Raw genomic sequence first — 21978 nt, forward strand, 5'->3', positions numbered from 1 at the left:
CAGGAGGGTTTCCCCTCCTGATGATTATGCGGCGAGATTCTTCGCGACAAACTCCCAGTTGACCAGCGCCCAGAAATGCTCCAGATAGTTTGGACGGGCGTTACGATAGTCAATGTAGTAAGCGTGTTCCCACACATCCACAGTCAGCAACGGCCTGGCGTCGGTGGTAAGCGGCGTTCCGGCATTCGATGTCGAAACAATTGCCAGTTTGCCATCGGCGTTTTTCACAAGCCACGTCCAGCCTGAACCAAAGTTCTTCACTGCGGCATCCGTGAATTTCGCTTTAAACTCAGCAAAGCTGCCAAATGCGCTGTTAATTGCAGCTGCCACAGCGCCTGCAGGCTCACCGCCTGCGTTCGGGGCCAGACAATGCCAGTAGAAAGTATGGTTCCAGACCTGGGCTGCATTGTTAAACACGCCGCCTTCGGAGCTACGAATAATCTCTTCGAGCGTTTTGCCTTCAAGCGGGCTGCCTTTGATCAGGTTATTCAGATTGGTGACATAAGCCTGATGGTGTTTGCCGTGATGGTACTCCAGCGTTTCCGCAGAAATGTGCGGTGCCAGGGCGTCTTTTGCATACGGTAATGCAGGTAATTCGAACGACATTGCTTCACTCCTTATTGTTTTAATGCACTCAATAACCTTATTGAGTGTAAGGATAGGGTAGCAAATCGAAAGGGGAGAAAAAAGAGAGAGTTACCTGCCGCCTGAGCGGCAGGTAAGAGATTAGCGGATGGTTTTTGGCGTAACCATTCTGCGGGCACCCACATAATGACGCTGCCAGTAATCTTCGCTTAATGAGGTTATCTGGATATCCTGGCCGCTGCGTGGCGACTGAATGAATTTGCCGTTGCCGACATACACACCCACGTGGTCGGCTGTACCACGACCCTGCGTACGGAAGAATACCAGATCGCCGCTTTCCAGTTCCGCAACGTTGACCGGAGAAGCATCACGCAGGTGATACATTTCATTCGCGGTGCGGGGAATGCGGAATTTCACCAGATCTTTATAGGCGTAATAGACCAGACCACTGCAATCAAACCCGGTCATCGGGGAGGTGCCGCCCCAATGGTAAGGCTTGCCAATCTGATTCATCAGTTTGGACATGGCAGTTTTCTGTACTTTCTGGATACGGACTTTGTGTGCTTCGGAAATAGCAACAGGTTTGCTGCTTTTCACTTTTACACAATGCGGCTTGTGGCCTTTACGCTTTGTGCATTTTTCCGTCATAGCGGTAGCGGCGATGGGTTTCGTGCTGGTTTTACTGTGACGGGAGGAATTCTTACTGGTGGTTTTGTTGCTGCTGGTCGACGTTTTTTTCGTCACTGCTGCTTTTTTATTTCCGGCTTTAGCCGTTGTTTTTGTTTCGGTGCGACTGCTTTTCTTTGATGTTTTTTCTGTGGTGGTTTTTTTCTTACTCTCGGATGCTTTCGCCAGATGCGTTGTCTTGTGCACAGCCGAACCTCGCGTTTGCTCGGAAGCACTCGCTAATGGCGTGAAAGTCAACGTGGTGAACAACAAAGCACAGAGCGTGATCGAAGCTGTATGAATTCGCGCCACTGAGCAATCCCCTGATAAGTGCAGGCATTCAATAATGCTTGCGTATGATTTAGAACCGCGTCGATTCTAATCTAAAAAAAGCCGAAAAGTTAATAGGGTTTTTGCATCTAAAACTGTGTTTCGTTAGCAAGCGCAAAAAAAATCACCAATCTACGTTGGAAGAAGGTCAATTGTTGAACTATTGCAGGCGGCGAAATGCAAGATAAGTTACTTTTTGAAAGCAACTTATCGTCACAGACGATAAAATAATGAGTGGTGAACAAAATGTTATTTTCGGTTACGCGCCTTAACCGTTACAATGATGAGTATCTGCCGAAAAGAAGTTGAAGGAAGCAAGACAATGAGCTCTACCCTTGAAAAAATCCAGCGCCAAATCGCTGAAAACCCGATTCTCCTGTATATGAAAGGCTCCCCGAAGCTGCCAAGCTGCGGCTTCTCCGCCCAGGCTGTGCAGGCGCTTTCCGCCTGTGGTGAACGTTTTGCTTACGTTGATATTCTGCAAAACCCGGACATTCGCGCCGAGCTGCCGAAATATGCAAACTGGCCGACCTTCCCACAGCTGTGGGTTGATGGTGAACTGGTTGGCGGGTGTGACATCGTGATCGAAATGTACCAGCGCGGCGAACTGCAGCAGCTGATCAAAGAGACTGCGGCGAAATACAAATCCGAAGAGCCGGACGCGGAATAATCACCGCAATAAAAAAGCGACCTCTGGGTCGCTTTTTTTTACTCCTCGCTATCTGCGCCTGGCAGCGGCCAGCCGCCCAGTCGTTTCCAGCGGTTAACTATCTCGCAAAAAAGCAGCGCAGTCTGCTCAGTGTCATACAGCGCGGAGTGGGCCTGAGTTGCGTCAAAATGGATGCCGGCAGCGGCACAGGCTTTTGAGAGCACCGTTTGACCCAGCGCCAGTCCGCTCAACGATGCGGTATCGAAAGTCACGAACGGATGGAACGGATTACGCTTAAGCGATGCGCGCTCAGCGGCAGCCATCATAAAGCTGTGATCAAAGGTGGCGTTGTGAGCCACCATAATGGCGCGATTACAGTTCTGATCTTTAATACCTTTACGCACCATTTTGAAAATAGCGTGTAACGCGTCGTGTTCACTTACGGCACCCCGTAGCGGGTTGCTCGGGTCGATACCGTTAAACGCCAGTGCTTCCGGCTGCAGGTTCGCCCCTTCAAACGGCTCAACGTGAAAATGCAGCGTGCTGTCAGGCATTATCCAGCCTTGCTCGTCCATTTTCAGCGTGATGGCAGCGACCTCCAGCAGTGCATCGGTTTTGGCGTTAAACCCGGCGGTTTCAACATCAATCACGACAGGGTAAAAACCGCGAAAACGGTCGCACAGACCGGTAAGTTGGGCGTTATCAGACATCGGAGTCTCTTGCTAAGGGAAAATGGCAGCGCATTATGGCAAATTTTGCGAAGGGATGTAAAACAGCGGGCGCCAGAGGCGCCCGTAAAGCATTAATTGCCCAAACCGCGTCCCGCATCTTTGGCTTCAATCAGTTCGACTTTATAGCCGTCAGGATCTTCAATAAAAGCGATAACAGTGGTACCACCTTTTACCGGGCCTGCTTCACGCGTCACGTTGCCGCCATTTTGACGAATACGCTCACAGGCTTCCGCCGCATTATCCACTTCCAGCGCAATATGACCGTAAGCGCTACCCAGGTCATATTTATCCACGCCCCAGTTATAGGTCAGTTCAATAACGGCCGTATCGGTTTCCGGGCCATAACCCACAAAGGCCAGTGAATATTTATATTCCGGGTTTTCACTGGTACGCAGCAGTTGCATACCCAGCACTTTGGTGTAGAAATCGATGGAGCGTTGCAGATCGCCAACGCGCAGCATGGTGTGAAGTAAGCGCATAATGTCCTCTTAAGCGTCAATGAATTTTCATTCGAAACAGAGTTTTAGTATAGCGGCGGATCCCTGCCGCTATCAACGAAGTGATTATAAAGAAGGGTAGTCGGTATAACCTTCAGCGCCACCGCCATAGAAGCTTTCCGGGCGTTGTGGGTTCAGTTCAGCTTTGCGTTTCAGGCGCTCAACCAGATCCGGGTTTGCGATGTAAGCACGACCAAAGGCCACGGCATCAATCAACCCTTTGGCAATCAGATCTTCTGCTTTTTCTGGCGTATACGCACCGGCACCGATAATGGGGCCGTGGAAACGTTCACGTACTTTGCGACGGAACTCTTCGGTATAAGGCTGGCCGCCTGCCCAGTCCGGCTCGGACATGTGCAGATAGGCAATGCCGCGTTTACCCAGCTCTTCAATAAAGTACAGCGCGTCTTCTTCTTCATTCGGACCATTATCAGTGTTCTGGAAGGAACCGATAGGGGAGACGCGAATACCGATGCGATCCGCACTCCAGGCGGCGCTGACGGCATCGACGACTTCCAGCACCAGGCGGGCGCGGTTTTCGATGCTGCCGCCATACTGGTCGGTACGCTGGTTGGCAGACGGTGACAGGAACTGGTGCAACAGATAGCCGTGGGCAGAGTGCAGTTCGACTAAATCAAAACCCGCTTCACGGGCATTGACCACTGCCTGACGGAAGTCATTAACGATCCCCGGGATTTCGCTGGTTTCCAGCGCACGCGGCATCGAAGTATCTTCACGGGTGGCGTTGCCATTGGCGTCACGAAGGGAAGTACGGGTACCGGAGCTGATCGCCGAAGGGGCGACGGGAGCCTGGCCGCCGGGCTGCAGACTGGTGTGAGAAATACGCCCGGTGTGCCATAACTGGACCGCCATATGGCCATTTTCAGCATGTACGCCCTCGGTGATTTTTTTCCATGCGGCAATTTGTTCCGGGCTGTGAAGACCCGGTGCACCTGCATAGCCTTTTGCCTGTGCAGAGATTTGGGTCGCTTCACTGATGATAAGGCCGGAACTGGCGCGCTGACGGTAGTATTCGCCCATCAGCGGGGTCGGGATATCGCCAGGTTCAATGCTGCGCAGACGTGTCAGCGGAGCCATCAGCACGCGGTTTGGGATGGTAATCGCGCCAATTTTCAGCGGCGTAAACAAATTACTGGACATACATTCTCCTGAATAGACCGGTCGACTAGTAAAATGAGAAATAAAAACGCCTGTTAAAGAGGCGCTGCAATAATCGTTTTCGCATGGGCCAGCGCGCTTTCCAGCGGAACGGCACTGCGAGAAATCTTCGCCTGTAGATTGGCGCCCAGCCACAGGGAATAGAGCACCTGCGCCTGCGTCAGCGCATCACCAGCAAATGTCAGACAATGATCATGGCGGCCGTTTTCCAGCGCCTGTGCCAGTAAGGTGATAATGCCGCTGGCACCCTTGTCCATGGCTTCACGCATCGTTTCTGACAGATCACACACCTCGGCAGAAAGTTTGACGGTCAGGCAACCGCTGATAATGCCCTGCTCACAAAACTGGATCAGCGTGTGCTGATAATAAGCCAACAGGCGATCGCGATAGCTTCCCGCGCCTCTGGCAAAATGATCGGCAAGACGCTGGTGATACCCTGCATAATGACGTTCGAGCATCGCGACCCCGAACGCCTCTTTTGAGCGAAAATAGTGATAGAAAGAGCCCTTCGGCACTTCTGCTGTTTTCAGTAATTCGCTCAACCCCATGCCAGTAAAACCGCGATGCATGCATAAGCGCTCGCCAGTTTCCAGCAGGTGTTCGCGGGTATCGTGTTCAGTATTTCTGCTCATGGGCACAATCTACTAGACCAATTGGTCTATTGCAAGTAGCAATACATGCGCTCTCGATCTTGCAGGTTCCGCGCGCGCAGTCTTCAATAAAGAGAGACCAACACAACAGGAGGCGAGGCGTGCCAGAACAACTGGAGTTTTTCCCCGTCCAGAGTCCGTGCCGGGGAATATGCCAGTCAGATGAGCGAGGATTTTGCCGTGGCTGTATGCGCAGCCGCGAAGAACGGTTCAACTGGCAAACCATGAGCGATGCGCAAAAGCAGGATGTCCTGCGCCTGTGTCGTCAGCGCTTTGTGCGCAAATTACGGGCGAATAAAGCCCTCCCGCCTGAAGAACCTGAGCAACCTTCACTGTTTTGACGCCATAATTGCGTATACTCATGGCAAATTATTGCTGAGGAAGTGGTTATGGTTCAGAGAATTACCCTTGCACCGCAGGGACCGGAGTTCTCCCGTTTTGTCATGGGTTACTGGCGACTGATGGACTGGAATATGTCCTCGCGTCAGTTGGTGAGTTTTATTGAGGAGCATCTGGATCTCGGCGTCACCACCGTCGACCATGCGGATATCTACGGCGGCTACCAGTGCGAGGCGGCTTTTGGCGAGGCTCTCAAGCTGGCTCCGCATCTGCGTCAACGCATGGAGATTGTCTCAAAATGTGGTATTGCCACCACCGCACGTGCCGGGAATGCGCTGGGCCACTACATCACCAGCCGCGATCACATCATTGCCAGCGCTGAGCAATCGCTGGTGAATCTTGCGACCGAACGTCTGGATCTGCTGCTGATTCATCGCCCGGATCCGCTGATGGACGCCGATGAAGTGGCTGAGGCCTTTTTGCATCTGCATCAGAGTGGCAAAGTCAGTCATTTTGGCGTGTCGAACTTCACACCGGCGCAGTTCTCGCTGCTCCAGTCGCGCCTGCCGTTTACGCTTGCGACCAACCAGGTAGAAATTTCTCCGGTTCATCAGCCGCTCTTACTGGACGGTACGCTGGATCAATTGCAGCAATTACGGATTCGCCCGATGGCATGGTCATGCCTTGGCGGTGGGCGTCTGTTCAACGATGAAGCGTTCCAGCCACTGCGTGACGAACTGGCGAAAGTGGCGCAAGAGTTGAATGCCCGCAGTATTGAACAGGTGGTCTATGCCTGGGTGATGCGTCTGCCATCGCAGCCGCTACCGATTATCGGTTCCGGAAAAATTGAACGCGTCCGTTCGGCGCTGGAGTCGGCAGGCCTTGAGATGACGCGCCAGCAGTGGTTCCGCATCCGTAAGGCTGCTCTGGGTTACGACGTTCCCTGATGAATGCCTGAGTGACTTTCCGCCAAATCTTTTACCCTGGTTTAAACTTACAGGGTAAAAGTCAAAATCGGAGGTCATATGAAGCGTTTTAGTCTGGCAATGTTAGCACTGTTCGTCTGCGCTGGTGCGCAGGCGGCCAGTACCGAAGTGAAGATGAACCTCGTCACTGCCGAGGGGACAGGCCAGTCTGTCGGCACGGTGAAAATCAGCGAAACTGATAAGGGGCTGAAATTTACGCCCGATCTGAAAGGACTCCCGCCCGGTGAACATGGTTTTCATGTTCATGCCAAAGGGTCATGCGAGCCTGCGATGAAAGAGGGAAAACCCTCTGCTGCCGAAGCGGCAGGTGGCCATCTCGATCCTGATAAAACCGGTAAACACGAAGGTCCGGAGGGTATGGGGCATTTAGGTGATTTGCCAGTCCTGGTGGTCAACAACGATGGTAAGGCGACCGATGCGGTGGTCGCGCCGCGCCTGAAAAAACTCAGTGAAGTGAAAGACAAAGCCCTGATGGTTCATGTTGGCGGCGATAACATGTCTGATTCACCGAAACCACTGGGCGGCGGCGGGGCGCGTTATGCCTGTGGGGTTATCCGCTAGGCTCGGCCAGTGTTCCTGCTGCCGGGGCTTGCTCCAGTTGCGATAAAGAGCAATACAGTCGCCAGATAAGCGACGCCAGGTCCCGTGCGGCAGGTTGATGATGGCGCGCCAGCGCATCACAAATCCGTTGTAGTTTACCAAGCGTTACTGCCAGGGGGCGTTGTTGTACGCCACGTTCACTCATCACATCGCGTAACAGGCTCAGGCAGAGATCCCGCACTTTCGACAACGGATCTGAGCGTGTCTCCCAGTCGCGCAGTTGCCAGACTACATGCGAGCAGTTGAGCAAAACCACACCCCAGCGTAGCAACCAGCGGCGGGCAAGCGCATCTTTGCTGTTACTCAACTGACTGATATGGTGATAAACCACAGACTCAAATTCATGCTCGCTCATGGTCGGGATACGGCTAAGCTGGTCGATAAAGCCTCGCCGAAGCGCGCGAATATGACGGCGGCTTTTACGCGCATCAGAGCCGGGACGCAAAATAGCAAATGCCAGCCATGCCAGCCCCACGCCGAGAATTTTCGCCAGGTCGTCATTTAAAAAATCCGCCAGATTATAGACCGGGGGATTAGTCACGGAAATAAACGATCCCATAAAAACAATCAATTGCCCCCACAGACCCGCAAGCTTTGGCATTTGTAGCTTGAGCAATTGCATGGTGGTCAACAGTGGCAACAAAAATAGTAAAAATACCCATAAATCACTTATCTGTACCATCAGGCCAAACTTGACGACAAAACTGAACAGTGTAAGCAACGCAAGGGTACGCAGAAGCAGCGCCAATGAATTAAACGGGGCGGGAGAAACCGAATACAGTACACAACTGATGGCGGCAAGCGTCAGCGCCGCATCACCACTCTCCCACTGACTTGTGATGGTCCATGCACCCACCAGACTGAGGGCGCAGAAGGTGCGCATCCCGCTCCATAGCGCCTCTGCATTATCTGTAAAACGTGCCAGCGCACGACTTCTGGGCAGCGTAAATTCAGTTATCGGGGTAGCATTTTCCAGTCGCGCCAGCCAACCGCTGCTGGCAAGGTACAGACGACAGAAATAACGTAGCCGGTGCCAGAAAGCCCGATGCCGGTAGTCGTCATCACTCACTGGCGCGAGAGGGGCAATAATACGCGCCACGGTATAAAAATGTGCGCCGGGCCGGGCGAGCTCCACCAGCAACGCGTCGAGTATTGCCCGCGTATTCTCCGGTTGTTGCGGCCAGTTCAGCAGCAGACGGCGCAGGCTGGAGATAATACTGGTCAGACGTAACTGCTGATGGAGCAAGTGATTGAGAAGCCGGTTCTGACGCCGAAAACGATAGTGGCTCCAGAAGGCCTGAATGCGTAGCAAATTCAGGGTCAGTATCTGCCCGATAACACTTTCATGAGCAGTACGAATGGCGTCGGTTATCTCCTGCTGCCAGAGCAGGCTGGCATGTTCGAGCAGACGCGCGTGCATCTTTTTCAGCGCGCTAAGCAATGCGGTACCGTCAGAGGTACTCGGCATGATCATCATCATCATGCCGCCACACCCGATCCCCAGTAGCACCTCACAGACGCGGGCCTGCGCGATATCCCACAATTCGGTCGTGTCCGTAATGTTGACTACCGGAAAGGCAATAATCGCGGCGGTATATCCCGCAAGCTGGAAAGCGTAAGCGACGTTGTTACTGAAGTGCGCACAGGCCCAGGTACAGAAACCTGTCCACGCGGCCATCGCGAACAGGAACAGCCATGGATCGTTGAGTGTATGCCCGGCAATGATCATGGCCGCCGTCGCGCCCAGCAGACTGCCCGCGACGCGACCCAGACTTTTACTGATCACCCCGCCTACGGTCGGAAAACTCACCACGGCGGCGGAGGTCATTGCCCAGTAAGGCTCATCCAGATTGAGATAGTAGGCGACGGTGAGGGCCAGACACATCGCTATACTGTTGCGCATGGCGTACCGCCACTGAGGACGCGTCGCGGTAAGCCAGGGCAGGGGAAAAGCGAATTTCACTTCGCGCCGCCAATCGAAACAGTGCAGGTGGTGCCGGATACCAGTGTCACATCCTCAGGGATGGAATCGAACTGGATACGAACAGGTACGCGCTGGGCCAGACGCACCCAGGGAACATTCGGCTTGATATCTGCCACCAGGCCGCTGTCGGTTTCCACGCTCTGGTCATAAATTGCCCGGCTGATACTGGAAACGTGACCCTGTAACGTAATATTGCCGCTATAGAGAACGATTTGTGCCGTAGCGCCTTCACGAATATGGCGCAGTTTGGTCTCTTCGAAATAACCCACCACATAAAAGGAGTGGCTGTCGACCAGCGCAAAGAGCGGTTGCCCGGCAGAGGCATAGTTGCCGGTGCGGGTGGAAAGGTTGGTTATCCAGCCGTCTACGGGCGCTTTGACCTGGGTCTGCGATAGTTGCCACTGCGCTTGTTCAAGGGCTGCTTCGGCTGCATTAACGCTCGCCTGCATTGCCTTGACGTTGATATTGGCAGTATCGAGATCTTCTGCCGAAATGTAGTTTTTCGACAGGTGACGGCGACGGTTGGCTTCATTGTTGGCTTTAGACAGATCGGTCTGCGCCCGCGCCAGCTGCGCCTGGGCATTTAGCACAGCAATTTTGTATGGTGTTTCGTCGATACGGAACAAAATATCGCCCGCTTTCACCAGCTGGTTATCTTTAATATTGAGCTCAGTAATGCTTCCTGACACCTGCGGTGTAATGCTGACCTGTTCGGCGCGGACTTTCCCGTCGCGCGTCCATGGCGCCTGCATGTAGAAATTCCATAACCACCAGCCAGCGGCGAGCGCCACGGCCAGAACCAGTAACGTCGAAAAGTATTTAAGTGATTTCAGGCGCATAGTTACCACATGATCAAAAAGCCGAGGGACAGACTGATAGCGATCACGAACAGTGAGAGATCCATCAGGATGGGATGCCAGATATCCCCTGCGTACATCCAGTCACGCAGTAAGCGATGCAGAACCAGCCACACCATAAATCCCAGCTGTACTGCTTTAAAGATAGGGGGAAAATAGACCGAAGCGCCGAATATCAGATCCTGCAGGGGTAATTCCGGGGAATGAATTGTCAGCGTCACAAGCGTTAGTCCTTTACAGAAAGGTTCACCGGTTCATTTTGAGGGCAGAGACCGCCAGACGGAGGCTTTAAGCATGGGCGAACGCGGTAAATACAGCAATGCATTTGTTTTAGCAATATAAATGCTGCACACTATTCTAAAATGAGTATAATAACTTAGCAAGCTAATTATAAGGAGATGAAATTGGAATCGCCATTAGGTTCTGATCTGGCACGCTTAGTGCGCATCTGGCGTGCTCTGATTGACCATCGCCTGAAACCTCTGGAATTGACGCAAACGCATTGGGTCACGCTGCATAACATTCATCAGCTGCCTCCCGATCAGTCGCAAATTCAACTGGCAAAAGCGATCGGCATCGAGCAGCCTTCGCTGGTGCGTACGTTGGACCAACTGGAAGAGAAAGGGCTTATTTCTCGCCAGACCTGTGCCAACGATCGCCGTGCAAAACGGATCAAATTGACAGAAAAAGCTGACCCCATCATCGAAGAAATGGAAACGGTGATCAGGAAAACCCGGGGCGAAATTCTTTCGGGTATTTCACCGGAAGAGCTGGATTTGTTGATAGGCCTGATCGCCAGGCTGGAACAGAACATCAATGAACTGCAGTCGCAAGACTAACGTTCAGCTGTAATTAAAAAGCCTCGCAGATGCGAGGCTTTTTTTATCCCAGCGTTTATATCGTCGCCCGATTAAGCGAAGAGGCAATTAACGCGGAGAGACGGTAACCTGACGACCATTGCTTGCCAGTGCGACACGCTGACCGGCGACGAAACGGGAGTTCCCCTGTTTCTGCACAACCATTATGCTGCTGCCATCGTCTTTACGAATTTCCAGTTCCACACCCTGTGATTTATTCATCGCGCCCTGCACGCTCTGACCGGCTACGCCACCCGCCACAGCACCCGCCGCTGTTGCAAGTGAACGCCCGGCTCCACCACCCACGGTGTTGCCCAGGAAGCCACCCAGTACTGCGCCACCCAAAGCGCCGACAACGTTGTTTTCATCGCCGCCCTGGATCTGTACCTGACGAACGTTGACAATGGTGCCGTAAGTGACATTTTGTACTTGCTTGGCTTCTGAGGCGGAATAGACATCTCCGGAAAGAGTATTGTCATTAACACAACCTGCCAGAGTAAATCCAACCAGCGTAACTGCCAGTGCACGTAACATCATCTATGAATCTCCTGTTCACCAAAACACGCTCTGTTGAGCATCCGTCATGGTTAAATTATATGGCATTTAGTCACATCGGGTCACATCTTCTGCCAAAACATAGCAAAAATAATAACAGTGATGGATTTAACCGGTCCTAAACGAGCCGATTATAAGCGTATGCCACATTTTTTCATTCAGCGGACGCTCATTCGATTGTTAAAAAGTATTTGTAATCGATAGCTTTACAAAACACTTTATGGTGGAGTGAGCGTCTAAAGCCCTACAACGAGGAAGGCGTATGAAATCGGGTCGCTATATTGGCGTAATGTCGGGAACAAGCCTTGATGGTGTGGATGTTGTGCTTGCCGCTATTGATGACAAGATGGTAGCCCAGCAGGCCAGCCTCACCTGGCCGATGCCCATACCGCTGAAAGAGGATATTCTGAGCATCTGCCAGGGCCAGCCGCTCACTCTGTCGCAACTGGGGCGTCTGGATACTCGTCTGGGTAAGCTCTTTGCCGACGCCGTCCTGGCGTTGATGGAGCGAGAACATCTCAGTGCAAAAGATATTGTGGCAATTGGTTGCCATGGTCAGACCGTCTGGCATGAGCCCACCGGCGATGCGCCGCATACGCTGCAAATCGGTGATAACAATCAAATCGCCGCTTTGACCGGTGTAACCGTTGTCGGCGATTTCCGCCGCCGCGATATTGCCCTTGGCGGGCAGGGGGCGCCGCTGGTCCCGGCGTTTCATCAGGCGTTGCTGGCACACCCCACTGAGCGCCGGATAGTACTGAACATCGGCGGCATCGCCAATATTTCTCTCCTTTTCCCGGATAAACCGGTTCGTGGATATGACACCGGGCCGGGAAATATGCTGATGGATGCCTGGATATGGCGTCAGCTTGGCAAGCCATACGATAAAGACGCTCAGTGGGCGAGTGGGGGTAAAGTCGTCCTGCCGCTGCTACAAAATATGCTCAGCGATCCCTATTTTGCTTCACCTGCGCCGAAAAGTACCGGACGCGAATACTTTAACTACGGCTGGCTTGAGCGCCAGTTGACCTCCTTCCCGGCGCTTGATCCGCGCGATGTAGAAACCACGTTGGTTGAACTGACGGCGGTGACGATTTCCGAACAGGTGCTGCTGTGCGGCGGCTGCGAACGTTTACTGGTTTGCGGCGGCGGAAGCCGTAATCCGCTGTTGATGGCGCGCCTCTCTGCGCTGTTGCCGGGTACCGAGGTATCCACGACGGATGAGGCGGGAATCAGCGGCGATGATATGGAAGCCCTGGCCTTTGCCTGGCTTGCCTGGCGTACGCTGGCGGGTTTACCGGGCAACTTGCCCTCGGTCACAGGAGCATCGCAGGCCACTGTGCTGGGGGCTATCTATCCGGCTAATCCGCGACAGAATCAGAGTTAACTGACTTTCACCCAGGCTGCGTACCGCTAGACTCCGGTGTTTAGGGGGGACGTTATTGGCGTCCCCCATGACCAGGGCAGTCTCGGGAAAACCTAATGAAAAGAGTGTTAATCGCCTGCCTGCCCGCGTTTCTCGCCGGGTGTAGTTACTACAACCAGTTTGTTGAGCGCATGCATACGGATACGCTTAACTATCAGTGTGATGAAAAGCCGCTTACGGTGAAATTGAACCATCCCCGCCAGGAAGTGAGCTTTATTTATGACAATACGCCGCTCGTCCTCAAGCAAGGTCTGTCGGCATCGGGAGCCCGGTACACGGACGGTATTTACGTTTTCTGGTCGAGGGGGGACAGCGCTACGGTCTACAAGCGTGACCGCATCGTACTGAATAACTGCCAGTTACAGAACCCGCGGCGTTGAGATTTTCGCAAGGGGGGGGCACAATAGCCCCACCTGATAATTCATCTTGCTAACGCCATGTCTGATAACGATCAATTGCAGCAAATCGCGCACTTACGCCGCGAATACACCAAAGGCGGCCTGCGCCGCGCCGATCTCCCTGCCGAACCATTACCGCTGTTTGAGCGCTGGCTTGGTCAGGCGTGCGAAGCTAAACTCGCCGACCCGACCGCGATGGTCGTTGCGACTGTTGATGAAACCGGTCAGCCTTATCAGCGCATTGTGTTGCTCAAGCACTATGACGAGAAAGGTCTGGTGTTTTACACCAATCTGGGCAGCCGCAAAGCCCACCAGATCGAGAAAAACCCGGCCATCAGTCTGCTCTTTCCCTGGCATATGCTGGAGCGCCAGGTCATGGTGACGGGTAAAGCCGAGCGTCTTTCTACCCTGGAAGTGGTGAAGTATTTCCACAGTCGCCCACGCGACAGCCAGATTGGCGCGTGGGTCTCGCAGCAGTCCAGCCGCATCTCCGCGCGTGGCATTCTTGAAAGTAAGTTCCTCGAACTCAAGCAGAAGTTCCAGCAGGGCGAAGTTCCGTTACCGAGTTTCTGGGGCGGCTATCGCGTTAGCATTGAGCAGATGGAGTTCTGGCAGGGAGGCGCACACCGTCTCCACGATCGTTTTTTATACCAGCGTGAAAATGACGCATGGAAAATTGATCGCCTCGCACCGTAAACCCTGAAAAATGTTGCGCTAAGCGCTGGTGCTCCTGCATCCGGCGCTTTATTCTATGTAACTTTCGCAACTGGCGAAAGGTCGTGTACCGGCAGAGGTGCAGTCGTTTTAAATGGAGAATTTGATGGCAAGCAATAACTTGATTAAACAATTGCAAGAGCGCGGGCTGATAGCCCAGGTGACGGACGAGGAAGCGTTAGCAGAGCGACTGGCGCAAGGCCCGATCGCGCTCTATTGCGGCTTCGATCCCACCGCTGACAGCTTGCATTTGGGGCATCTTGTTCCATTGTTATGCCTGAAACGCTTCCAGCAGGCCGGGCATAAACCTGTCGCGCTGGTGGGCGGCGCAACGGGGCTGATTGGCGACCCGAGTTTCAAAGCCGCAGAACGTAAACTCAATACCGAAGACACGGTGCAGGAGTGGGTAGATAAAATCCGCAAACAGGTGGCGCCGTTCCTTGATTTCAACTGTGGTGAAAACTCGGCGATTGCGGCCAACAACTACGACTGGTTCGGCAGCATGAACGTGCTGACTTTCCTGCGCGATATCGGCAAGCACTTCTCCGTTAACCAGATGATCAACAAAGAGGCGGTGAAGCAGCGTCTGAACCGCGACGATCAGGGCATCTCTTTTACCGAGTTCTCCTACAACCTGCTGCAGGGTTATGACTTCGCCTGCCTGAACAAACTGCACGGCGTTTCCCTGCAGATTGGTGGTTCAGACCAGTGGGGCAACATTACCTCCGGTATCGATCTGACCCGTCGTCTGCATCAGAATCAGGTATTTGGTCTGACGGTTCCGCTGATCACCAAAGCAGACGGTACCAAATTCGGTAAAACCGAAGGCGGCGCGGTATGGCTTGATCCGAAGAAAACCAGTCCATACAAATTCTACCAATTCTGGATCAACACCGCGGATGCCGACGTTTATCGCTTCCTGAAATTCTTCACCTTTATGGACATTGAAGAGATAAATGCCCTGGAAGAGGAAGACAAGAACAGCGGTAAAGCCCCGCGCGCCCAGTATGTGCTGGCCGAACAGGTAACGAAACTGGTCCACGGCGAAGAGGGTCTGGTAGCGGCAAAACGTATTACCGAGAGCCTGTTTAATGGCAATCTGAGCGATCTCAGCGAGGCTGATTTCGAGCAACTGGCGCAGGACGGTGTGCCGATGATCGAGATGGAGAAAGGTGCCGATCTAATGCAGGCACTGGTGGATTCAGAGTTGCAGCCGTCCCGTGGTCAGGCGCGCAAAACAATCGCCTCCAACGCGGTCACCATCAACGGTGAGAAACAGTCTGACCCGGAATATTTCTTCCAGGAAACCGACATTCTCTTCGGTCGCTATACGCTATTACGCCGCGGTAAGAAGAACTACTGTCTGGTGTGCTGGAAATAAGTCAGATAAGCAAACTGAAAAGGGAGTGGGAAACCACTCCTTTTTTTATGGCAAAAAAATGGGAAATTAAATTCCTTCTGCGGCCATCGCAGCGGCAACCGCCGGGCGAGACGCGACGCGTTGCATATAGGCGGCAATATTACTGGCCTGCGGGAAGTTCAGTTTCACCGCTACTGCCCAACGCAGCACTGTGAACAGGTATGCATCGGCAATGGAGAAGTTTTCACCGTTAATCCACTGCTGATTTGCCAGCGCAGCGTCAACATACTCCAGTTTCTTTTCCAGCAGGGCGCGAGCGGTCGGTTTGAACGCTTCCGGAGTATCCGGGCGGAACAACGGAGTGAACCCTTTGTGCAGCTCCGTTGCCACGAAATTCAGCCATTCCAGGGTCTTGTAACGGCTCAGGAATCCCACCGGCGGCAGGAGGTCGCTTTTGGGCACGCTGTCAGCTACATACTGCATAATAGCCACACCTTCGGTTAACAGGGTGTTGGCATCAATGGCCAGGGCCGGGATCTGGCCTTTCGGGTTGATAGCCAAAAAGTCGTCGCCATTCTCCAGACATTTTTTTGCTAAATCCACGCGCGCCAGTTCAAACTCTTTACCTGCTTCGCGCAGAACAATATGGGAAGCCAGTGAGCAGGCGCCGGGTTTATAAAACAGTTTCATTCTTCACTCCGTTGGTTGAAATCCGGCATAGGTTATTACCTGCAGGTATAAAAAAAAAGCCGTTAACGTGCGTTAACGGCTTTCTGCTGAAACTCTGCGCGCTCTTATGCTGTCGCAGTTTCCGACACTGTCGTGTCTTTATCACCACTCTGGGTCATGCGGATCAGTTTCGGCGCAGTGAGAATCATCAGCGCGGCGATAACTGCGGTCACAATACCGATTTGCAGGAAGACGTGACCGTAGACATCAAGTGACATCAGCGGGTCGGTGACGTTTTCCGGGATAGCCATCTGATTAGCGACGTAGCCTGCGATAATGTTCGCACCAGCGGTCGTCAGGAACCAGCTACCCATGATAAAGCCCATCAGACGCTGTGGAACGAGCTGTGCCACCATGGCGAGGCCCAGACCAGAAATCATCAGCTCACCGATGCTCTGCAGCCCGTAGCTTGCAACCAGCCAGCTTACCGAGACAATACCGGCATCAGAGGCGAACTTCGCGCCCAGCGGCAGGATCAGAAACGCACCGGAACACAGCACCATACCGATGGCAAATTTGTACGGCATCGGCAGAGTATCGCCCATTTTGTTGTAGATAGCGGCCAGGATCGGGCTACCAATGATGATCCAGAACGGGTTCAGTGCCTGGAACTGTTCCGGTTCGAACGTGATACCCAGCAGGGTATGTTCAACGTTGCGAATAGCGAAGAAGTTCAGGGAGGTCGGCATCTGGCTGTACAGGACGAAGAAGACAATGGCCTGCAACATCAGAATGAAGGCGACAATCATTTTACGGCGTGCCGCACCCTGCAGAGCAAAGGTCTCTTTTGCGAAAATACATACGATGCACAGTGCAACCACACCCAGAACCATACGCGCGATACCCTGGTTATGCAGCAGCCAGGTGGCAATGGTAATCAGGATAGCGACGCCGACGATGGTTGCCAGCAGGTAGCCCATACGAACCGGCTGGAAGTCAGGCTTAGAGCCGTAGTTTTTAACCCAACGTTTGCAGAACGAGAAGTTGACGATGGTGATCAGCAGACCAACGACGCTCAGAGCAAATGCGGTGCTCCAGCCAAACTGTGCGGCCAGCCATGGGGTAGCCAGCATAGAGAAGAAAGAACCGACGTTGATGGACATGTAGTACATGGTGAATGCGCCGTCGAGACGCGGGTCATCTTTTGCATAGCAGGTGGAGAGCAGTGAAGACGGGTTGGCTTTAAACAGGCCATTACCGACTGCGATCACCGCCATACCCATATACACGATACCTGCATCGTGACCAGACCATGCAACCAGTGCATAACCGATGGCCAGTACAATGGCACCCAGCATGATAACGCGCTTAGTCCCCAGGATTTTATCACCCAGCCAGCCGCCAATAGCGACAAGACCGTAAACCAGAGCGCTAAAAGATGAAAACAGTGTAATCGAGTCCGCTTCGGACATACCCAGTTGTTTTACCAGGTAAACAGCCATGATCCCCTGCAGACCATAGAAGCCGAAACGCTCCCACAGCTCAATGGAGAAGATCAAATAGAACGCTTTAGGTTGTTTGAAAGCGTTCAGACTAACGCTTTCGGTTGGTTTGTTTGCAGTTGACACATATACCTCTTTTTTTACATCCCATATTAACGGGGTGATTCGAGACGCGATTCCCAGTATTCATCGCGCTTATAATTATTGCAGGAGGGAAAACGGCGGGTAATGTTCCTGATCCTGGGATTCGAGGCAAGGCTTTTGTAATGATCTGTTACATTTATCTTTAGCGATATTATAAACCAACAGCTGAAATGTTATTCAGAGTTAAATTTTGCATGTTAATGATTGGCAGTTTTTTTCACTGATGAGTACGGGATGGATTTATGTAAAGGTGATATCTTCTACTGAAAAGCGGTAAATGTAGTTTATCAGCCTGGTCTGATTATAATTAATGGTCTTATGTGTTGGTTTAATCTCTTCATTCCCTTCACTGACCGGGTTTTTCTTAAGGCAAAGATCCCTTTTTTAACACTCTCGCATCAATGTGATAAAAATCACATTCCTGTAGAATTTTTTTCGTATAAAAAAACAATGCATCTGGTTAAAAGCTAATAAGCGAAAGATAATATGATTAAAAAGCGAGTTGTACGGTATAAAGCGCGTTAATCGGAAAACAATTCAGGTATGCCTTTTACTTATGATATGGCGTTAACCTCAGCATCAACTACTCCCGCCTATTGCCATGTTCATCAGAATGCAGTAGATCAATGTTTTCACGGATTTTTTCCTTTAAATGAGCAAGTCGATGGCAGTGTTAAGCGATACTGTCTACCTTCTTTTATCGCAATTCTTTGGAGTCCTTTCATGAACGTGCATTCGTGGCTTAACGCATTACATATCATCGCAGCGGTAATCTGGATTGGTGGAATTTTTGTGATGGCGACGGCTGCGGCCTGGTGCGCGCAGACGGTGGGAAAAAATGCAACGGCGGCGACCACCCTGGCGGCGTTTGTGCGCAGCTGGAGCCGGAAGGTCACGACGCCGGCGATGATTGTGCTGTGGGTGATGGGGCTGGCGATGGTACTGGCGCACGGCCAGATGCCGCATCTGTGGCTGATTCTCAAACTGGTTCTGGTGGTGTTACTGTCAGGCATTCATGGAATGTTATCTGCAACCTTACGTCGCCTTGCTGGCGGTGAAACCGCGAAAGTGTCGGGAATGGTGCCACGCGCCACGACCTTCGTTATCGTGGCCGTGGCATTCATCATTTTGCTGGTTATCTTTAGGCCGTTCTGAGTAAAGGCGAATTCAGAGTTCAGTTTTGCTCTCGAATTCGCACAAATCTTCAATAATGCAGGAGCCGCAGCGTGGCTTACGGGCGATGCAGGTATAGCGGCCATGCAAAATCAGCCAGTGATGGCAATCGACCTTAAACTCCGCCGGGACAACGCTCAGCAGCTTCTCTTCAACCTGCTCAACGTTTTTCCCCGGCGCGAAGTGGGTGCGGTTACAGACGCGAAAAATATGCGTATCAACCGCGATGGTCGGCCAGCCAAACGCCGTATTCAGTACCACATTCGCCGTTTTACGCCCCACACCGGGTAGCGCTTCCAGCGCCGCACGATCTTCCGGCACCTCGCCGCCGTGTTTTTCTACCAGAATACGGCAGGTCTTAATGACGTTTTCCGCTTTGGTATTAAACAGGCCAATGGTCTTAATGTAGGATTTAACGCCTTCAACGCCCAGCTCCAGCATGGCGCGTGGGGTATTAGCAACGGGATAGAGCAGGGCAGTTGCCTTATTCACGCTGACGTCGGTTGCCTGCGCAGAGAGCAGTACCGCAATCAGTAATTCAAAGGGTGAGTTGAAGTTTAGCTCTGTCGTCGGGTGCGGATTTGCATCCCGCAGGCGGGTGAGGATCTCCCGCCGCTTTGTTTTGTTCATCAGGCCTTCCCGGGCACCGTGTTGGCAGTTTCGTCGGCAATGGTCGCAGCGCGACGTTTCTTCGTTCTCTCGTCAATCAGATACTTTATAGCCAGCAACATGCCAAGGCCGATAAATGCCCCCGGCGGCAGCATCGCGAGCAGGAAAGAGGAGTCGGTATGGAATACTTCAATGCGTAAGGCTTTCGCCCAGTTACCGAGTAAGCCATCCGCGCCATCAAATAAGGTTCCGTTACCGAGGATTTCACGGATCGACCCCAGTGTAAACATGGTGCAGGTAGCCCCCATGCCGATGGAAAAACCGTCAAGGGCTGACAATCCCGGGCTTTTTTTGGCCGCAAATGCTTCCGCACGTCCCACCACGATACAGTTGGTGACAATCAGTGGAATGAAAATTCCGAGTGACTGATACAAACCGTAGGCGTAAGCATTAATCAGCATCTGTACGATGCTCACGACGGAGGCGATGATCATCACGTAAATAGGGATTCGGATTTCAGATGGTGTCCAGTGGCGTACCAGTGAAATCGTAAAGTTGGTCAGTGTCAGCACAAGCGTAGTAGCAAGGCCGAGGCCCAGCGCGTTGGTTGCCGTGGAGGTTACGGCCAGCAGTGGGCACATGCCTAATAACTGAACCAATGCGGAGTTATTCTTCCACAGCCCCTGGACAATAATGTCTTTAATTTCGCTCATGTTTACTCTCCACAGCCCGGTAAACCAGAAAGTTGCCCGGGAAGCGTTGATGCGTACAATCCGGCGCGCTTAACTGCATTAACCACCGCTCGTGGAGTAATGGTCGCACCGGTAAACTGATCAAAGTCGCCACCGTCTTTTTTCACTGCCCAGTGTGGATCGCTGGCCCCTGCGATTTTCTTGCCTGCAAAATGGGTGATCCAGTCAGAAATACGCAGTTCTATTTTATCACCCAGCCCCGGGGTTTCGTGATGTTCGGTAACGCGCGTGCCGAGAATCGTACCGTTAAAATCGGCGCCTACCAGCAGTTGAATTACCCCGGAGTAGCCGTCGGGTGCGGTCGCTTCAATAACCGCAGCGACCGGCGTATCGTCTTTACGGGCAATATAGACTTTATGTTTGCCTTTCCCCAGAGCCGGTGCATCGACGATGTAACAGCTTTCCTGCAAGGCGTTATTATAGATGTCGCCAGGCAACACCTGGCCAAATAATGCCTTTTGCTGCTCTACCGCCTGATCGGCAATAGTGGATTTAGTCAACAGGTGAATGGCTGCCGTCATTCCGGTTGAGGCCGCCGCGAACAGCGTCAACGTCATGCCGTATTTACGCATGGTATCTAGCATGGCGACTCCTTAACGATGGCCGTACACGCGTGGGCGTGTGAAGTAATCAATTAATGGCACGGTAATATTTGCCAGTAGTACGGCGAACGCTACGCCATCCGGATAACCGCCAAAGCTACGGATAAGCCAGACCAGCAATCCCGCAAGGGCACCGAAAATCAGACGGCCTTTATTGGTGGTGGAGGCGGTCACCGGGTCAGTCAGAATAAAAAACGCCCCTAACATAGTGGCACCAGAGAACAGATGCAGTTGCGGCGACGCCAGGCTTTGCGGTGAGAAAATCCAGCCCAGGGTTGAACATACCGTCAGCGAAACCAGAAAAGCTACCGGGATATGCCAGCGAATAGTTTTCTGCCACAGCAGGAAGATACCGCCCAGCAGATAACCCAGATTAACCCATTGCCACCCTGCACCCGCCAGCACGCCACTGTAAATCGACGATTTGAGGATCTCATTGACCGGGTGCCCGGCATGAAGCGAGGTTTTGAAGGTATCGAGCGGCGTTGCCTGGCTGATGCCATCAATCCCCATCCGCAGGCTATCCATCGTGTGTCCGGTGTCGGCATGTCCGGTGAAGATGATTTGTACGGCATCCATGAGGCCAGGAACCGTTTTGGCTATCTCAAAAGGCGGTAACCAACTGGTCATCTGTACCGGGAAGGAAATCAGCAGGACTACGTAACCGATCATTGCCGGGTTAAACGGGTTATGCCCAAGGCCGCCGTAGAGTTGCTTGGCAATAATGACCGCGAATACCGTCCCCAGAACCACCATCCACCAGGGGGTAAATGGCGGAACGCTGACCGCCAGCAGTAACCCCGTCAGCAGGGCGGAGTTGTCTGCGAGGATGGCCCCAACATGCTGTTTACGCAACCGCAATACCAGGGCTTCCGCCGCCAGCGCACTCATGCAGGCGAGGATAATCTGCAGTAGTGTTCCCCAGCCGAAGAACCAGAGTTGTGCTGCGATACCGGGCATAGTCGCAAGCACGACCAGCAGCATGATGCGTGATGTCTGCCGCTGATTATGGGTATAAGGGGAACTGGCAATTCTGAAAACCATTTAATCCTCGTTAACTGCTTGCTGAGCGGCTTTTTTTGCCTGAACCCGGGCGATAGCTGCCGCTACTGCCGCCTTTCGGGGGTCATCATTAGCGGCAGGGGCAGGTGTGGCCTGCTGCTG

Annotated in this window: 26 protein-coding genes; 10 read left to right on the forward strand and 16 right to left on the reverse strand. The window is 52.8% G+C overall.

The features are described from left to right. Positions 1 to 24: 24 nt before the first annotated feature. Positions 25 to 606, reverse strand: coding sequence for a superoxide dismutase [Fe] (gene sodB / locus AAIG39_RS18200; protein WP_090086638.1), 582 nt, complete (start codon positions 604 to 606; stop codon positions 25 to 27). A gap of 120 nt (positions 607 to 726) precedes the next feature. Beyond that, positions 727 to 1563: a C40 family peptidase gene (locus AAIG39_RS18205; RefSeq protein ID WP_090086640.1), complete on the reverse strand. Its 837-nt coding sequence runs from the start codon at positions 1561 to 1563 to the stop codon at positions 727 to 729. Positions 1564 to 1903: 340 nt separating this feature from the next. Here AAIG39_RS18205 and grxD point away from each other — a divergent pair, with 340 nt between their 5' ends. Further along, a complete protein-coding gene (gene grxD, locus AAIG39_RS18210; protein ID WP_041851561.1) occupies positions 1904 to 2251 on the forward strand; it encodes a monothiol glutaredoxin 4 in 348 nt (115 codons plus the stop codon). A gap of 38 nt (positions 2252 to 2289) precedes the next feature. Here grxD and rnt read toward each other — a convergent pair whose 3' ends face one another. The 4 genes from rnt to AAIG39_RS18230 form a co-directional block, all read right to left on the reverse strand. Further along, entirely contained in the window at positions 2290 to 2940 is a 651-nt protein-coding gene (rnt, locus tag AAIG39_RS18215) for a ribonuclease T (RefSeq protein WP_090086642.1), read from the reverse strand. Between the two features lie 92 nt (positions 2941 to 3032). Further along, positions 3033 to 3440: a lactoylglutathione lyase gene (gene gloA, locus AAIG39_RS18220; RefSeq protein ID WP_090086644.1), complete on the reverse strand. Its 408-nt coding sequence runs from the start codon at positions 3438 to 3440 to the stop codon at positions 3033 to 3035. 84 nt (positions 3441 to 3524) lie between these two features. Next, entirely contained in the window at positions 3525 to 4619 is a 1095-nt protein-coding gene (nemA, locus tag AAIG39_RS18225) for an alkene reductase (RefSeq protein ID WP_249572424.1), read from the reverse strand. A 53-nt stretch (positions 4620 to 4672) separates the two neighbouring features. Next, entirely contained in the window at positions 4673 to 5269 is a 597-nt protein-coding gene (locus AAIG39_RS18230; protein ID WP_249572425.1) for a TetR/AcrR family transcriptional regulator, read from the reverse strand. Between the two features lie 119 nt (positions 5270 to 5388). Here AAIG39_RS18230 and AAIG39_RS18235 point away from each other — a divergent pair, with 119 nt between their 5' ends. From AAIG39_RS18235 to sodC, 3 genes are all read left to right on the forward strand, one after another. Beyond that, complete coding sequence (locus AAIG39_RS18235) at positions 5389 to 5628, forward strand: DUF1289 domain-containing protein (RefSeq protein WP_090086650.1); 240 nt, start codon at positions 5389 to 5391, stop codon at positions 5626 to 5628. Between the two features lie 48 nt (positions 5629 to 5676). After that, complete coding sequence (locus AAIG39_RS18240) at positions 5677 to 6573, forward strand: aldo/keto reductase (RefSeq protein WP_090086652.1); 897 nt, start codon at positions 5677 to 5679, stop codon at positions 6571 to 6573. Between the two features lie 78 nt (positions 6574 to 6651). Next, positions 6652 to 7173 (forward strand): superoxide dismutase [Cu-Zn] SodC, encoded by a 522-nt coding sequence (sodC, locus tag AAIG39_RS18245; protein WP_090086654.1) that lies wholly within the window; start codon positions 6652 to 6654, stop codon positions 7171 to 7173. Here the strand turns inward: sodC and AAIG39_RS18250 are convergent. From AAIG39_RS18250 to AAIG39_RS18260, 3 genes are read right to left on the reverse strand one after another with little or no spacing between them, the layout of a single operon-like run. Beyond that, complete coding sequence (locus tag AAIG39_RS18250; RefSeq protein WP_425503336.1) at positions 7163 to 9202, reverse strand: FUSC family protein; 2040 nt, start codon at positions 9200 to 9202, stop codon at positions 7163 to 7165. The two genes, sodC and AAIG39_RS18250, sit on opposite strands and share 11 nt — an antisense overlap. Next, the gene (locus AAIG39_RS18255; RefSeq protein ID WP_343194447.1) at positions 9172 to 10035 is read right to left on the reverse strand and encodes an efflux RND transporter periplasmic adaptor subunit; all 864 of its coding nucleotides are present in this window, start codon (positions 10033 to 10035) and stop codon (positions 9172 to 9174) included. The genes AAIG39_RS18250 and AAIG39_RS18255 overlap by 31 nt, the downstream gene beginning before the upstream one ends. A gap of 2 nt (positions 10036 to 10037) precedes the next feature. After that, positions 10038 to 10274, reverse strand: coding sequence for a DUF1656 domain-containing protein (locus tag AAIG39_RS18260; protein ID WP_343194448.1), 237 nt, complete (start codon positions 10272 to 10274; stop codon positions 10038 to 10040). A gap of 177 nt (positions 10275 to 10451) precedes the next feature. Here AAIG39_RS18260 and slyA point away from each other — a divergent pair, with 177 nt between their 5' ends. Next, on the forward strand, positions 10452 to 10892 hold the full coding sequence (gene slyA / locus AAIG39_RS18265; RefSeq protein WP_090086662.1) for a transcriptional regulator SlyA: 441 nt from the start codon (positions 10452 to 10454) through the stop codon (positions 10890 to 10892). Positions 10893 to 10979: 87 nt separating this feature from the next. Here slyA and slyB read toward each other — a convergent pair whose 3' ends face one another. Next, positions 10980 to 11447 carry an outer membrane lipoprotein SlyB gene (gene slyB / locus AAIG39_RS18270; RefSeq protein ID WP_090086664.1) on the reverse strand — a complete coding sequence of 156 codons (468 nt, stop codon included), beginning with the start codon at positions 11445 to 11447 and terminating at the stop codon, positions 10980 to 10982. Positions 11448 to 11727: 280 nt separating this feature from the next. Between slyB and anmK the strand changes: the two genes are divergently transcribed. From anmK to tyrS, 4 genes are all read left to right on the forward strand, one after another. Beyond that, the gene (gene anmK / locus AAIG39_RS18275; protein ID WP_090086666.1) at positions 11728 to 12852 is read left to right on the forward strand and encodes an anhydro-N-acetylmuramic acid kinase; all 1125 of its coding nucleotides are present in this window, start codon (positions 11728 to 11730) and stop codon (positions 12850 to 12852) included. A gap of 95 nt (positions 12853 to 12947) precedes the next feature. Beyond that, complete coding sequence (gene mliC, locus AAIG39_RS18280) at positions 12948 to 13271, forward strand: C-type lysozyme inhibitor (protein WP_343194449.1); 324 nt, start codon at positions 12948 to 12950, stop codon at positions 13269 to 13271. 57 nt (positions 13272 to 13328) lie between these two features. Then, positions 13329 to 13985, forward strand: a complete 657-nt coding sequence (gene pdxH / locus AAIG39_RS18285; protein WP_090086669.1) for a pyridoxamine 5'-phosphate oxidase — start codon at positions 13329 to 13331, stop codon at positions 13983 to 13985. A gap of 124 nt (positions 13986 to 14109) precedes the next feature. Further along, positions 14110 to 15384, forward strand: a complete 1275-nt coding sequence (tyrS, locus tag AAIG39_RS18290) for a tyrosine--tRNA ligase (RefSeq protein ID WP_090086671.1) — start codon at positions 14110 to 14112, stop codon at positions 15382 to 15384. Between the two features lie 66 nt (positions 15385 to 15450). Here the strand turns inward: tyrS and gstA are convergent, their stop codons facing one another. Beyond that, the gene (gstA, locus tag AAIG39_RS18295; RefSeq protein WP_343194450.1) at positions 15451 to 16053 is read right to left on the reverse strand and encodes a glutathione transferase GstA; all 603 of its coding nucleotides are present in this window, start codon (positions 16051 to 16053) and stop codon (positions 15451 to 15453) included. Between the two features lie 104 nt (positions 16054 to 16157). Continuing rightward, complete coding sequence (gene dtpA / locus AAIG39_RS18300; protein ID WP_090086674.1) at positions 16158 to 17660, reverse strand: dipeptide/tripeptide permease DtpA; 1503 nt, start codon at positions 17658 to 17660, stop codon at positions 16158 to 16160. A gap of 741 nt (positions 17661 to 18401) precedes the next feature. Here dtpA and AAIG39_RS18305 point away from each other — a divergent pair. Then, positions 18402 to 18833 (forward strand): CopD family protein, encoded by a 432-nt coding sequence (locus AAIG39_RS18305; RefSeq protein ID WP_090086677.1) that lies wholly within the window; start codon positions 18402 to 18404, stop codon positions 18831 to 18833. A gap of 12 nt (positions 18834 to 18845) precedes the next feature. Here the strand turns inward: AAIG39_RS18305 and nth are convergent, their stop codons facing one another. The 4 genes from nth to rsxD are packed head-to-tail and all read right to left on the reverse strand — an operon-like array spanning position 18846 to position 21858. Then, the gene (gene nth, locus AAIG39_RS18310) at positions 18846 to 19481 is read right to left on the reverse strand and encodes an endonuclease III (RefSeq protein WP_090086679.1); all 636 of its coding nucleotides are present in this window, start codon (positions 19479 to 19481) and stop codon (positions 18846 to 18848) included. Next, a complete protein-coding gene (locus AAIG39_RS18315; RefSeq protein WP_090086681.1) occupies positions 19481 to 20173 on the reverse strand; it encodes an electron transport complex subunit E in 693 nt (230 codons plus the stop codon). The genes nth and AAIG39_RS18315 overlap by 1 nt, the downstream gene beginning before the upstream one ends. Positions 20174 to 20175: 2 nt before the next feature. Beyond that, on the reverse strand, positions 20176 to 20796 hold the full coding sequence (rsxG, locus tag AAIG39_RS18320) for an electron transport complex subunit RsxG (protein WP_090086683.1): 621 nt from the start codon (positions 20794 to 20796) through the stop codon (positions 20176 to 20178). A gap of 9 nt (positions 20797 to 20805) precedes the next feature. Beyond that, complete coding sequence (gene rsxD, locus AAIG39_RS18325; protein WP_343194451.1) at positions 20806 to 21858, reverse strand: electron transport complex subunit RsxD; 1053 nt, start codon at positions 21856 to 21858, stop codon at positions 20806 to 20808. Between the last annotated feature and the right edge of the window lie 120 nt (positions 21859 to 21978).

It is taken from the genome of Phytobacter palmae, assembly GCF_039409775.1.
Taxonomy (GTDB): Bacteria; Pseudomonadota; Gammaproteobacteria; order Enterobacterales; family Enterobacteriaceae; genus Phytobacter; species Phytobacter palmae.

Excerpts from the sequence above, each read along its gene's own strand:
- sodB (WP_090086638.1), bottom strand. The coding sequence starts at position 606 with ATGTCGTTCGAATTACCTGCATTACCGTATGCAAAAGACGCCCTGGCA.
- grxD (WP_041851561.1), top strand. The coding sequence starts at position 1,904 with ATGAGCTCTACCCTTGAAAAAATCCAGCGCCAAATCGCTGAAAACCCG.
- rnt (WP_090086642.1), bottom strand. The coding sequence starts at position 2,940 with ATGTCTGATAACGCCCAACTTACCGGTCTGTGCGACCGTTTTCGCGGT.
- gloA (WP_090086644.1), bottom strand. The coding sequence starts at position 3,440 with ATGCGCTTACTTCACACCATGCTGCGCGTTGGCGATCTGCAACGCTCC.
- nemA (WP_249572424.1), bottom strand. The coding sequence starts at position 4,619 with ATGTCCAGTAATTTGTTTACGCCGCTGAAAATTGGCGCGATTACCATC.
- AAIG39_RS18230 (WP_249572425.1), bottom strand. The coding sequence starts at position 5,269 with ATGAGCAGAAATACTGAACACGATACCCGCGAACACCTGCTGGAAACT.
- AAIG39_RS18240 (WP_090086652.1), top strand. The coding sequence starts at position 5,677 with ATGGTTCAGAGAATTACCCTTGCACCGCAGGGACCGGAGTTCTCCCGT.
- sodC (WP_090086654.1), top strand. The coding sequence starts at position 6,652 with ATGAAGCGTTTTAGTCTGGCAATGTTAGCACTGTTCGTCTGCGCTGGT.
- AAIG39_RS18255 (WP_343194447.1), bottom strand. The coding sequence starts at position 10,035 with ATGCGCCTGAAATCACTTAAATACTTTTCGACGTTACTGGTTCTGGCC.
- slyA (WP_090086662.1), top strand. The coding sequence starts at position 10,452 with ATGAAATTGGAATCGCCATTAGGTTCTGATCTGGCACGCTTAGTGCGC.
- slyB (WP_090086664.1), bottom strand. The coding sequence starts at position 11,447 with ATGATGTTACGTGCACTGGCAGTTACGCTGGTTGGATTTACTCTGGCA.
- anmK (WP_090086666.1), top strand. The coding sequence starts at position 11,728 with ATGAAATCGGGTCGCTATATTGGCGTAATGTCGGGAACAAGCCTTGAT.
- mliC (WP_343194449.1), top strand. The coding sequence starts at position 12,948 with ATGAAAAGAGTGTTAATCGCCTGCCTGCCCGCGTTTCTCGCCGGGTGT.
- pdxH (WP_090086669.1), top strand. The coding sequence starts at position 13,329 with ATGTCTGATAACGATCAATTGCAGCAAATCGCGCACTTACGCCGCGAA.
- tyrS (WP_090086671.1), top strand. The coding sequence starts at position 14,110 with ATGGCAAGCAATAACTTGATTAAACAATTGCAAGAGCGCGGGCTGATA.
- gstA (WP_343194450.1), bottom strand. The coding sequence starts at position 16,053 with ATGAAACTGTTTTATAAACCCGGCGCCTGCTCACTGGCTTCCCATATT.
- AAIG39_RS18305 (WP_090086677.1), top strand. The coding sequence starts at position 18,402 with ATGAACGTGCATTCGTGGCTTAACGCATTACATATCATCGCAGCGGTA.
- nth (WP_090086679.1), bottom strand. The coding sequence starts at position 19,481 with ATGAACAAAACAAAGCGGCGGGAGATCCTCACCCGCCTGCGGGATGCA.
- AAIG39_RS18315 (WP_090086681.1), bottom strand. The coding sequence starts at position 20,173 with ATGAGCGAAATTAAAGACATTATTGTCCAGGGGCTGTGGAAGAATAAC.
- rsxG (WP_090086683.1), bottom strand. The coding sequence starts at position 20,796 with ATGCTAGATACCATGCGTAAATACGGCATGACGTTGACGCTGTTCGCG.
- rsxD (WP_343194451.1), bottom strand. The coding sequence starts at position 21,858 with ATGGTTTTCAGAATTGCCAGTTCCCCTTATACCCATAATCAGCGGCAG.